Raw genomic sequence first — 11,516 nt, forward strand, 5'->3', positions numbered from 1 at the left:
ACGCTGGGCGGCTGGCTCGGCGCGCGGCTCGCCGAGAGCCCGGCGCTTCGTGCGTCGCTGAACGAGCATGTGGAGCGGGCCGTGCACGAGATGGCGCCCGATTTCGCCGATTTCCTGATGCGCCACATTCGCGACACGGTGCGCAACTGGGATGCGCGCGAGATGTCGCGGCAGATCGAGCTGAACATCGGCAAGGATCTGCAATACATCCGCATCAACGGCACGCTGGTCGGCGGGTTGATCGGGCTCGGGTTGTATCTGGTGTCGCTGGTGCCGCGCTGGGCGGCCGGGTGGCTGCACTGACGCGGGTACGGGCATTGCACCCGCGGCGCGACGCCGTGCACCGCCGGCTCACGCGGCGGCCTTGGCGCCGTGCAATTGCAGGCCGAGCGCCTTGATGACCCTCAGGATCGTGCCGAAGCTCGGATTGCCGTCGTGCGACAGCGCCTTGTACAGCCCTTCGCGCGACAGGCCCGCATCGCGGGCGACCTGCGACATGCCGCGGGCACGGGCGATCACGCCGAGCGCATGCGCGATGAAGGCCGGATCGTCGCCGGCCTCCTGCAGGCAGGCGTCGAAGTAGTCGGCCATGTCGTCTTCGGTTTTCAGATGTTCGGCCGAATCCCACGGCCGCGTCTTGATCTTGTCCATCGATCACTCCATGTCGAGGTGCGCGAGCATTGCGTGCGCGGCGCGGATGTCGGCCTGTTGCGTCGATTTATCGCCGCCGCAGAGCAGGATGACCCATATCGTTCCGCGCCTCACGTAATAGACGCGATAGCCGGGGCCGTGGTCGATACGCATTTCGACGACGGGGGAGCCGGCGGATTTCCAGTCGCCCGGATTGCCCATCGACAGACGGTCGATGCGCGCCTGGATGCGCCGCCGCGCGACGCGATCCGGCAGGCCGGCGAACCACGCTTCGAAGACGTCGGTGGTCCGGATGCTGAACGTAGGCGCACTGTAGGGCACGGATTGCAGGATGTCAACCATGGTTCACATGTTCGATGAATGGAATTCGGTTGCGCCTACGGTAGCGCCGCGCGCGTCGTTCGAGGTGGAATTGGCCGTCAGGCCGATCCCGTCGCGCGGCGGGAGCCGGCCATCCGGTCGAAGTCGGAATCTCGCGAATCCGTCTACAATCAAAAACGTCTTTGCCGCCCGCGCGTGCTTGCCGCGTGCGGGCGGGTCCGTTCGTCCTCCGGTATCCGGAGGCGCCGCCGTGCATCACGCATCGAGCATCGCGTGTTGCGCGGCGAGCAGTGCCGTGGTCTGTGTCCAGTAGGTAAGGCGTCCGCGTGCCGTAGGCCGGCGCGCGTCCTGAACGCCGCGTGTCCGTAGGCCGGGCAGGCGGCATAACCGAGAGTCCCCATGAAAGCATCGGATCTGTTCGTGAAGGCGCTGGAAGCCGAAGGCGTCGAGTACGTGTTCGGCATTCCCGGCGAGGAAAACCTCGATCTGCTCGAATCGCTGCGGCGATCGAAGATCAAGCTCGTGCTGACCCGGCACGAGCAGGCGGCCGGGTTCATGGCCGCCACCTACGGCCGCCTCACGGGCCGCACCGGCGTGTGTCTCGCGACGCTCGGGCCGGGCGCGACGAACTTCGTGACGGCCGCCGCGTATGCGCAGCTCGGCGGGATGCCGATGCTGATGATCACCGGGCAGAAGCCGATCAAGTCCAGCAAGCAGGGCCACTTCCAGATCGTCGACGTGGTCGACATGATGCAGCCGCTCACGAAGTTCACGCGGCAGATCGTGTCGATCGGCAACATCCCGTCGGCGGTGCGCGAGGCGTTCCGCCGCGCGGAGGAGGAGCGCCCGGGCGCCGCGCACCTCGAACTGCCCGAGGATATTGCGCACGAGGAGGGCGACGGCAAGCCGATCCCGCGCAGCTACAGCAGGCGGCCGGTGGCCGAGGAGAAGGCGGTCGCGCACGCGGTCGACGCGATCCAGGCCGCGCGCCATCCGCTGCTGATGATCGGCGCGGGCGGCAACCGCAAGACCACCTGCAAGATGCTGCTCGAATTCGTCGACAAGACGGGCATCCCGTTTTTCACGACGCAGATGGGCAAGGGCGTGATCGACGAGACGCACCCGCTGTGGCTCGGCAACGCGACGCTGTCCGACGGCGACTTCGTGCATCGCGCGATCGAGCAGGCGGATTGCATCATCAACGTCGGCCACGACGTGATCGAGAAGCCGCCGTTCTTCATGCGCACCGACGACAAGACCGTGATCCACGTGAACTTCCTCGGCGCGCAGGTCGATCCCGTCTATTTCCCGCAGATCGAGGTGGTCGGCGACATCGCGAATGCGGTGTGGCAGATGAAGGAGGCGCTGACGCCGCAATCGCACTGGGATTTCGAGCGCTTCAAGATGATCAAGGCGCATTTCGACGCGCACCTGGAAAAAGGCCAGCACGACCCGCGGTTCCCGATGTACCCGGTGCGGATCGTCAACGACCTGTACAACGCGCTGCCGGTCGACGGCATCGTCTGTCTCGACAACGGGATGTACAAGATCTGGTTCGCGCGCTACTGGCGTGCGCACGAGCCGAACTCGCTGCTGCTCGACAACGCGCTCGCGTCGATGGGCGCGGGCCTGCCGTCGGCGATCGCGACGAAGATCGTGCATCCGCAGCGCAAGGTGATCGCCGTGTGCGGCGACGGCGGCTTCATGATGAATTCGCAGGAGCTCGAAACGGCCGTGCGGCTGAAGCTCGACATCGTCGTGATGATCCTCCGCGACGATGCATTCGGGATGATCCGCTGGAAGCAGGAGAACATGAATTTCCCCGATTTCGCGATGACGCTGCAGAACCCCGATTTCGTGTCGTACGCGCAAAGCTACGGCGCGCATGGGCATCGCGTCGAGTCGGCCGACGATCTCGAGCCGTTGCTGCGCGAATGCTTCTCGTCGCCGGGCGTGCACGTGATCGACGTGCCGATCGACTACTCGGACAACGAGCGCGTGCTGAACCGCGAGATCAAGCGCCTGTCGGCGCAACTTTGAATTCCCGTTCACAGGAAGGAGTCGTTCCATGTTGAAGGAAACCTATCCGTACTATCTCGCCAACGAAGCCGTTTACGCGAACACCGATCTGGAGGTGACCGACAAGTTCAGCGGCAAGGTCGCCACGCGTGTCGCGCTGGCCGACGCGAAGGCGATCGATGCGGCGATCGCCGCGGCCGTCGACGCCACGAAGCCGATGCGCGAGATGCCGGCCTACCAGCGGCAGGCCGTGCTCGATCATTGCGTCGCGCGCTTTCGCGAGCGTTTCGACGAGCTGGCCGAGGCGCTGTGCATCGAGGCCGGCAAGCCGATCAACGATTCGAAGGGCGAAGTCACGCGGCTGATCGACACGTTCCGCGTCGCGTCCGAGGAATCGGTGCGCATCGACGGCGAGATCGTCAATCTCGAGATCTCCGCGCGGGCGCAGGGCTATACGGGCTACACGAAGCGCGTGCCGGTCGGCCCGTGCTCGTTCATCTCGCCGTTCAACTTCCCGCTGAACCTGGCCGCGCACAAGGTCGCCCCCGCGCTCGCGGCCGGCTGTCCGTTCGTGCTGAAGCCCGCGAGCCGCACGCCGATCGGCGCGCTGATCATCGGCGAGGTGCTCGCGGAAACCGACCTGCCGAAAGGCGCGTTCTCGGTGCTGCCCGCGCATCGCGACGGCGCCGACCTGTTCACGACCGACGAGCGCTTCAAGCTGCTGTCGTTCACCGGCTCGCCGGCCGTCGGCTGGGCGCTGAAGGAGAAGGCCGGCAAGAAGAAAGTCGTGCTGGAGCTCGGCGGCAACGCGGCCGCGATCGTCGATGCGGACCAGCGCGACCGGCTCGACTACGTGGTCGAGCGGCTCGCGTTCGGCGCGTACTACCAGTCGGGCCAGAGCTGCATCGGCGTGCAGCGGATTCTCGTCCATGCGGATCTTTACGACGCGCTGCGCGAGAAGCTGATCGCGAAGACGCGTTCGCTGAAGATGGGCGATCCGAAGGACCCGTCGACCTTCGTCGGCCCGATGATCTCCGAATCCGAGTCGCGCCGGCTGTCGGGCTGGATGGACGCGGCCGTCGCGGCGGGCGCGAAGATCGTCGCGGGCGGCAAGGTCGACGGCGCGATGTTCGAGGCGACGCTGCTGGAGAACGTCGGGCGCGAGCAGGACCTGTACCGCAAGGAGGCGTTCGGCCCGGTCGCGATCCTCGAGAAGTTCGACCGCTTCGACGACGCGCTCGCCCGCGTGAACGACAGCGACTTCGGGCTGCAGGCTGGCGTGTTCACCGATTCGCTCACGCATGCGCACCGCGCATGGGACGAACTGGAGGTCGGCGGGGTGGTGATCAACGACGTGCCGTCGTTCCGCGTCGACAACATGCCGTACGGCGGCGTGAAGGATTCGGGCCTCGGCCGCGAAGGCATCCGCTACGCGATCGAGGACATGACCGAGCCGCGGCTGATGGTCGTGCGGCGCCGGTAACGCATGGCAGGCGGCGCGGTGCCATGACGGCACGCGGGCAGGCGATCGGCCGGCCCGCGTGCCGTTTTTCATGGTGGCGTGCGCAGCGGCACGGCGCCGCGCGCGCCCCACGCGGCAGGCCGCCCGAAACAGGCTCGACTGCGAGCCTCCCCTCGTGATGTAATCGCGCGAAACTGCCGACCGGGTACGACGCCGGAACGCGCGAATTCATTCTTCACGAGGTCGATTCATGTCCCCCGTCTCGGCATTCAAGCTGGTTCTGCTGTCATTCCTCGCGATCGTCGCGCTCGAATGCATCGCCAAGCGGCTGCGGCTGCCGCCCGCGGCCGCGCTGCTGATCGGCGGCATCGGCATCGCGTTCATCCCCGGGCTGCCGCCGATCAACCTCGATCCCGAGCTCGTGCTGCTGGTGTTCCTGCCGCCGCTGCTGATGGACGGTGCGTACTTCTCCGTGTGGGAAGAATTCAAGCGCAACGTCGGCGGCATCCTGATGCTGGCGATCGGAGCGGTGGTATTCACGACGTTCGCGGTCGGCTTCGCCGTGCACTGGGTCGTGCCGGCGCTGCCGTGGGCCGCGTGCTTCGCGCTCGGCGCGATCGTGTCGCCGCCCGATGCGGTCGCCGCGAAGGCCGTGCTCGAACGCGTCGCGCTGCCGCGCCGGTTGATGGTGCTGCTCGAAGGCGAGAGCCTGCTGAACGACGCGGCCGGCCTCGTGCTGTTCCGTTTCGCGGTCGCGGCCGCGCTCACCGGCGCGTTCAGCCTCGAGCACGCGGTCGTGCGTTTCGCGGAGCTGGGGCTCGGCGGCGTGGTGGTCGGCTTCGTGGTCGGCAAGCTCGTGGTGTGGTTCCTGAAGCTGCTCGACGACGACTATCTCGTGATCACCGTCGCGGTGATCGCCGGCTGGATCGCGTACATCGCGGGCGAAATGGTCGAGGTGTCGGGCGTGATCTCGACCGTCACGGCCGGCATGATCATCGGCTGGCATCAGCACGAGGTGTTCTCGGCGGCCGTGCGCACGCGCGGCACCGCGTTCTGGCAGGTCATCGTGTTCCTGCTCGAGGCGATGGTGTTCGTGCTGATCGGGCTGTCGCTGCGCGGCGCGATCCATCGGCTCGGCGGCTTCGAGCAGGTGCTCGGCACGATGGTGCCGCCCGTGCTCGCGGTGCTGGCGGCGGTGGTCCTGTCGCGCTTCGTGTGGATCTACGCGGTCGAGGCGCTGAAGTGGCCGGTGCGCGGCCTTGCGCGGCGCGGCGAGGCGCCCGACTGGAAGGCCGCGACGATCATGAGCTGGGCCGGCATGCGCGGCGTGGTGACGCTGGCGATCGCGCTGTCGCTACCCGAGGCGTTGCCCGGCCGCGACGTGATCCTGGTCGCGTCGTTCGCGGTGATCCTCGTCACCGTGCTGCTGCAGGGCACGACGATCGGGCCGCTGATCCGGCTGCTGCGCCTGCCGCAGCGCGAAGAGCGCGCCGCGCACCACCTGACTGAGCCGCAGACGTGGGCGTACGTCGAAGCCGCGCAGCTCGCGGCGATCCAGCCGCTCGTGCGTGACGAGAACGGCGTCGTGATCCATCCGCGCCTGCTCGAGCAATACACGTATCGCGCCGAGCTGACCGAACGGACGAAGAACGAGCCCGCATATCCGGCGGAAGTGCGCATGGCGCACTACGACGTGGTGCTGGCCGCGATCCGGGCGGGCCGCGCCGAACTGTTGCGCCTGCACCGGTCGGGGCGCATTCACGACGAGATGCTGCACGCGCTCGAACGCGATCTCGACCTGCAGGAAGTGTCCGCGCAGCACGCGCGAGGGTAAGCGGGCGCGCGGCACGCCGCTCGCGAATCGCACCACGGGCCGGCGTCCTGCCGGCCCTGCCGCGCGCGGGTCGAGCGCCCGTTGCGCGATTGTCTCTTTTCCGCCTGCCGATTCGGGTTATTCGAATCCGGCCCTCAATACGATCGGCCGCCAGCCTTGCAACGCATGCAAACCTCGTGGCGGCGGTCTCGCAAACGTTATCGTCTTTCGAATCCGGAAATGATCCGATTTATCTGTTTCCGTCTCTTTCTGCATATTTGGCAAAACTAAACCGGAAGGAGATAGATGCTGTGTTCTAATTTCATTTAGAATCAGCCGGTTATGTTTATTGAGAGAAAGAATGCGGAGGTAATGCGGTCGCCGACGGGGAAACAAGCGGCGTCCGAGGCCCCGCAAGGCAGTGCCGACAGGCCAAATCGGCGGAATCAGGCGGGTTTTTCAACTGCCAATATAAGATAGCGTCCAAGTCGGATAAACAACTCCTATGAAAGAATCGATTGGAGATTCGGCGTTTGAAACTGTATTTATGAAAGAATCGAGCAGTGATAATGCCTCGGATTGCCTCGAATCGGGGTTATCGGTCCTCCTCGTCGACGACCAGCCGTTCGTCGGCGAGGTGATCCGCCGCGCGTTGCGCAGCGAGCACGACATCGACCTGCACGTGTGCACCGACGCACATCGGGCGATGGCGGTCGCGCGCGACGTGAAGCCGACGGTCATCCTGCAGGATCTCGTGATGCCGGAGATCGACGGCCTCGATCTCGTGCGCGCCTGGCGCGCGGACGCCGGCACCGCACGCGTGCCGATCATCGTGCTGTCCGCGAAGGAGGAGCCGATCGTCAAGCGCGAGGCGTTCATCGCCGGCGCGAACGACTATCTGGTGAAGCTTCCGGACGCGATGGAGCTCACCGCGCGCATCCGCTATCACTCGAATTCGTACCTGATGTCGCGCCAGCGCGACGAGGCGCTCGATTTCCTGTCGCACGACATGCGTTCGCCGCAGACGTCGATCCTCGCGCTGCTCGACGTCTACCGGACCGAACACGGCGACATGCCGGCGATCATGGAGCGCATCGCCGGCCATGCGCGGCGCGCGCTCGCGCTCGCCGACGGCTTCATCCACCTGACCCGCGCGCAGTCCGAGCGCCGCGCGCACGAGGTCGTGAGTCTCAACGAGATCGTGCTCGACGCCGTCGACCAGCTGTGGGAGAAGGCTGCCGGGCTCGGCTGCCGGGTGATCGCGCACGTGCCGGATACCGAGTGCGTGACGATGGGCGACCGCATGATGCTGACGCGCGCGGTCGCGAACCTGGTCGACAACGGGCTGAAGTACGGCCCGGCCGGGATGGACGTTCATTGCACGCTGACCGGCGAGGGCGGCGCCTGGCTGATCGGCGTCGAGGATGCCGGCACCGGCATCGCGCCGGAGCAGCGCACGGCCGCGACCGAGTCGTTCGTGCAGCTCGAATCCGCGCACGGCGCGGCGCGCGGCGGCTTCGGCCTCGGGCTCGCGTTCGTCCGCGCGACGGCGGCGCGGCATCGCGGCCAGATCCTGATGCGCAATACGGCGCGCGGCTTCATGGTCGCGCTTCGGCTGCCGGCGCAAGCGGAGCGGTGATTTCGCGGCGCGGCCTGCCGGCGCCGCGCCGCCCGCGAGACCCCGACGCGCTCGTGGCGCGCCCTCCGGCGCGCAGGCGGGTGTGGATTTTTTCAACGCAGAATTTAGAAAGCCCATAACGAACATGGCCACCGTGACGCCCCGCGCGACCAATGAAAGCCTGCATCCGACGATCGGCGCTGCCCGGCTGACGCTCGGCAATCGCATCCTGCTCAGCTTCGGCGTGCTGTTCGTGCTGATGCTGGTGACAGCCGGCGTGTCGTACGAGCGACTGCGCGCGATCAACGCCGAAGCCGTCAGCATCGAGCGCGACTCGTTGCCCGGCGTCTACCTCGCGTCATCGCTGCGCGCGGCGGTCAACGAAACGTTCGTCATGCTGCAGCAGGCGACCTTCGTCGAGACCGACCCCGACGCCGTGCAGCGCGATCTCGCGAAGATCGCGGACGCGACGAAGCAGGTCGAATCGCTGTCGGTCGACTACCAGGCGTCGATCTTCCGCGACGACGACCGTGCGCGTTTTGCGACGTTTCGCGGCGCATACGATCGCTACCTGCCGCTGTTGACCGACGCGGTACAGAGGCACCGCGGCTCGCGCGACGAAGCGATCGCCGCCTACGCGAAGGTGTTGCCGGGGTGGGCCGAGGTCGTGCAGGACGCGAACATCATGGTCCAGGAGAACCGCAAGTTCGCGGACCAGTCCGCGAGGGTGATCCGCGAATCCGTGCAGGACACGGAAGTCGTGCTCGTCGGCGCGCTGACGATCATGCTGCTGTCCGCGCTCGGGCTCGGCTACATGCTGTACCGCTCGGTCACCGTGCCGATGGCGCGGCTCGTCGAGGTGCACGACGTGATGCGCACCGGCAACCTGACCCATCGCCTCGATCTGCGCCGCCGCGACGAATTCGGCACGCTCGAAACCGGCTTCAACCGGATGGCCGACGAGCTGACCGAGCTGGTCGCGCGCGCGCAGCAGTCGTCGATGCAGGTGACGACGTCGGTGGCCGAGATCGCGGCGACGTCGCGCGAACAGCAGGCGACCGCGAACGAGACCGCGGCGACGACGACCGAGATCGGCGCGACCTCGCGCGAGATCTTCGCGACGTCGCGCGACCTGCTGCGCACGATGAACGAAGTGGCCGGCGTGGCCGAGCAGTCGGCGACGCTCGCGGGCGTGAGCCAGAGCGGGCTCACGCGAATGGGCGAGACGATGCGCAGCGTGATGGACGCGGCCGGCTCGGTGAACGCGAAGCTCGCGATCCTCAACGAGAAGGCGCTGAACATCAACCAGGTGGTCGCGACGATCACCAAGGTGGCCGACCAGACCAACCTGCTGTCGCTGAACGCGGCGATCGAGGCCGAGAAGGCCGGCGAGTACGGCCGCGGCTTCGCGGTCGTCGCGACCGAGATCCGCCGCCTGGCCGACCAGACGGCGGTGGCGACCTACGACATCGAGCAGACGGTCAAGGAAATCCAGTCGGCCGTGTCGGCAGGCGTGATGGGGATGGACAAGTTCTCCGAGGAAGTACGCCGCGGGATGCTCGACGTGCAGCAGGTCGGCGGGCAGCTGTCGCAGATCATCGCCGAGGTGCAGACCCTCGCGCCGCGCTTCCAGATGGTCAACGAAGGGATGCAGACGCAGGCGAACGGCGCCGAGCAGATCACGCAGGCGCTGTCGCAACTGTCGGAAGCCGCGCAGCAGACGGCCGAGTCGCTGCGCCAGTCGTCGCAGGCGATCGACGATCTGACGCTCGTCGCGAACCAGTTGCGCACCAGCGTGTCGCGCTTCAAGGTCGACGCGTGACGCGCGCCGATCCGCAGAACGGCGCCCACGCGCTGTTCCTGATGTTCGAGCTCGACGGCGAGCGCTATGCGCTCGACGCGGCCGGCATCGACGAGGTGCTGCCGCTCGCCGTCATGAAGGCGGTGCCCGGCGCGCCCGACTGGATCGCCGGGCTGCTGATGCGCGGCGGCCAGCCGGTGCCGGTGATCGACGTGCCGATGCTGGCGCTCGGGCGGCGCGCACAGGCGCTGCGCTCGACGCGGCTCGTGATGGTGCGTCATCGCGCCGGTCACGCCGATGGCGAGCGCACGATCGGCCTGATCGTGGAGCGCGCGACGCAGACGATGCGGATCGACCGCGCGGCGTTCCGCGCCAGCGGCATCTCGACCGCGCGCACGCGCTGGCTCGGGCGGGTCGCGAACACGCCCGACGGCGTCGTGCAGCAGGTGTCCGTGCCCGACCTGGTCGACGACGTTGCACGCCTGTATCTGTTCGACGGCCTGCCGGGCCACGGGGAGGAGTCCGCATGAACATGTCCGAATCGCGATTTCGCGGCTGGTTGCTGCGCGAGACCGGCATCGACCCCGATTCGCTCGGCAACGATTTCCTGATGCGGGCGCTGGCGGATCGCGTGCATGCGTTGCAGGCGGACGGCGAGCGCGTGCCGTCGGCCGCGCGGCCGCCCGTGACGCCGGAAGCGCTCGACGCGTACTGGCAGCAGCTCAACGCGTCGGCCGACGAACGGCGTGCGCTGATTGAGTTGTTCGTCGTCCCCGAGACGTGGTTCTTCCGCGACCGCGAGGCCTTCGCGACGCTCGCGCGGCTGGCCGCCGAACGGCTCGCCGCGATGCCGGGCCGCGTGATCCGCGTACTGAGCGCGCCGTGTTCGACGGGCGAGGAACCGTATTCGGCGGCGATGGCATTGCTGGATGCGGGGCTCGAACCGGCCAGCTTCACGATCGACGCGATCGACCTCAGCGCGCGTGCGATCGAGCAGGCGCGGCTCGGCTGTTACGGGCGCAATGCGTTCCGCGGGACGGCGACGGAGTTTCGTACGCGGTATTTCACGCCGACCCGCGACGGCTGGCTGCTCGACGAGCGCGTGCGCGCGTGCGTGCAGTTCAGTCATGCGAACCTCGTCGAACCGGTGGCCGATACCGGCATTCGCTACGACTTCGTGTTCTGCCGTAACGTACTGATCTATTTCGACCGCGATGCGCAGGATCGCGTGATCCGCTCGCTCGACGCGCGTCTCGCCGACGACGGCATGCTGTTCGTCGGTCCGGCGGAGACGGGCGTCGCGATGCGGCACGGGATGCGCTCGGCGCGTGTGCCGCTGGCGTTCGCGTTTCATCGCGAGCCGGCCGGCGCGGCGGCCGATGCCTGCGCGGCGCGGCCGGCGGCGCCGCTGTCCGCGGCGGCGCCTTACCCGGGCGCGGAGCGCTTCACGGTCGCACCGCTCGCCGCGCCGCGGCCGGTGCTGGCCGTCGCGCCGCCGGCCTGGCTCGGCGACGTGCGTCAGCCGTTTGCGGTGCCGCCGCCGGCCGTGACGACGGCTGCGATCGACGCACGGGCCGACCTGGCGGTGGCCGCCGCGGCGGCGGCCGCACCGGCCAACGACGGTATCGCGCCGACGCTCGACGAGGCGCCGACGCTGGAGGATGCGCAGGCGCTGGCGAACGCGGGCGCGTTCGACGAGGCCGAGCGCGTGCTCGCGCAGTTCTCGGCGCGCGTTGGCCCGCATGCCGATGCGTTCTACCTGAACGGACTGATCGCGGATGCGCGCGGGCGCGCCGCGGAAGCGAGCGACTTCTACCGCAAGGCGCTGTAC

Annotated in this window: 10 protein-coding genes; 8 read left to right on the forward strand and 2 right to left on the reverse strand. The window is 67.8% G+C overall.

What is annotated here, in order from left to right; genetic code table 11:
• Positions 1-303, forward strand: a 303-nt coding sequence (locus H3O04_RS29285) for a DUF445 family protein (RefSeq protein WP_202589006.1), incomplete at its 5' end; no start/stop codon positions are given.
• Positions 304-351: 48 nt separating this feature from the next.
• Here the strand turns inward: H3O04_RS29285 and H3O04_RS29290 are convergent.
• Positions 352-651 (reverse strand): addiction module antidote protein, encoded by a 300-nt coding sequence (locus tag H3O04_RS29290; protein ID WP_202589007.1) that lies wholly within the window; start codon positions 649-651, stop codon positions 352-354.
• A gap of 3 nt (positions 652-654) precedes the next feature.
• Entirely contained in the window at positions 655-993 is a 339-nt protein-coding gene (locus H3O04_RS29295) for a type II toxin-antitoxin system RelE/ParE family toxin (RefSeq protein WP_006479524.1), read from the reverse strand.
• A gap of 378 nt (positions 994-1,371) precedes the next feature.
• On the opposite strand from H3O04_RS29295, the gene H3O04_RS29300 reads away from it, so the two are divergent.
• The 7 genes from H3O04_RS29300 to H3O04_RS29330 all read left to right on the forward strand — a co-directional run.
• On the forward strand, positions 1,372-3,012 hold the full coding sequence (locus tag H3O04_RS29300; RefSeq protein WP_011548230.1) for an acetolactate synthase large subunit: 1,641 nt from the start codon (positions 1,372-1,374) through the stop codon (positions 3,010-3,012).
• 28 nt (positions 3,013-3,040) lie between these two features.
• Positions 3,041-4,474: an aldehyde dehydrogenase family protein gene (locus H3O04_RS29305; RefSeq protein WP_006479522.1), complete on the forward strand. Its 1,434-nt coding sequence runs from the start codon at positions 3,041-3,043 to the stop codon at positions 4,472-4,474.
• A 229-nt stretch (positions 4,475-4,703) separates the two neighbouring features.
• Entirely contained in the window at positions 4,704-6,287 is a 1,584-nt protein-coding gene (locus tag H3O04_RS29310) for a Na+/H+ antiporter (protein ID WP_011548229.1), read from the forward strand.
• 484 nt (positions 6,288-6,771) lie between these two features.
• The gene (locus H3O04_RS29315) at positions 6,772-7,905 is read left to right on the forward strand and encodes a hybrid sensor histidine kinase/response regulator (protein WP_006479520.1); all 1,134 of its coding nucleotides are present in this window, start codon (positions 6,772-6,774) and stop codon (positions 7,903-7,905) included.
• A 124-nt stretch (positions 7,906-8,029) separates the two neighbouring features.
• Positions 8,030-9,706 carry a methyl-accepting chemotaxis protein gene (locus H3O04_RS29320; RefSeq protein WP_027811466.1) on the forward strand — a complete coding sequence of 559 codons (1,677 nt, stop codon included), beginning with the start codon at positions 8,030-8,032 and terminating at the stop codon, positions 9,704-9,706.
• Entirely contained in the window at positions 9,703-10,215 is a 513-nt protein-coding gene (locus tag H3O04_RS29325; protein ID WP_006479518.1) for a chemotaxis protein CheW, read from the forward strand. Before H3O04_RS29320 ends, H3O04_RS29325 begins: the two co-directional genes overlap by 4 nt.
• The coding region (locus H3O04_RS29330) for a CheR family methyltransferase (RefSeq protein WP_202589008.1) at positions 10,212-11,516 on the forward strand (1,305 nt) is incomplete at its 3' end. The genes H3O04_RS29325 and H3O04_RS29330, both read left to right, overlap by 4 nt.

The sequence above is a fragment of the Burkholderia sp. KCJ3K979 genome, from assembly GCF_016759955.1.
Lineage (GTDB): Bacteria > Pseudomonadota > Gammaproteobacteria > Burkholderiales > Burkholderiaceae > Burkholderia > Burkholderia orbicola.

Excerpts from the sequence above, each read along its gene's own strand:
- H3O04_RS29310 (WP_011548229.1), top strand. The coding sequence starts at position 4,704 with ATGTCCCCCGTCTCGGCATTCAAGCTGGTTCTGCTGTCATTCCTCGCG.
- H3O04_RS29315 (WP_006479520.1), top strand. The coding sequence starts at position 6,772 with ATGAAAGAATCGATTGGAGATTCGGCGTTTGAAACTGTATTTATGAAA.
- H3O04_RS29295 (WP_006479524.1), bottom strand. The coding sequence starts at position 993 with ATGGTTGACATCCTGCAATCCGTGCCCTACAGTGCGCCTACGTTCAGC.
- H3O04_RS29320 (WP_027811466.1), top strand. The coding sequence starts at position 8,030 with ATGGCCACCGTGACGCCCCGCGCGACCAATGAAAGCCTGCATCCGACG.
- H3O04_RS29290 (WP_202589007.1), bottom strand. The coding sequence starts at position 651 with ATGGACAAGATCAAGACGCGGCCGTGGGATTCGGCCGAACATCTGAAA.
- H3O04_RS29300 (WP_011548230.1), top strand. The coding sequence starts at position 1,372 with ATGAAAGCATCGGATCTGTTCGTGAAGGCGCTGGAAGCCGAAGGCGTC.
- H3O04_RS29305 (WP_006479522.1), top strand. The coding sequence starts at position 3,041 with ATGTTGAAGGAAACCTATCCGTACTATCTCGCCAACGAAGCCGTTTAC.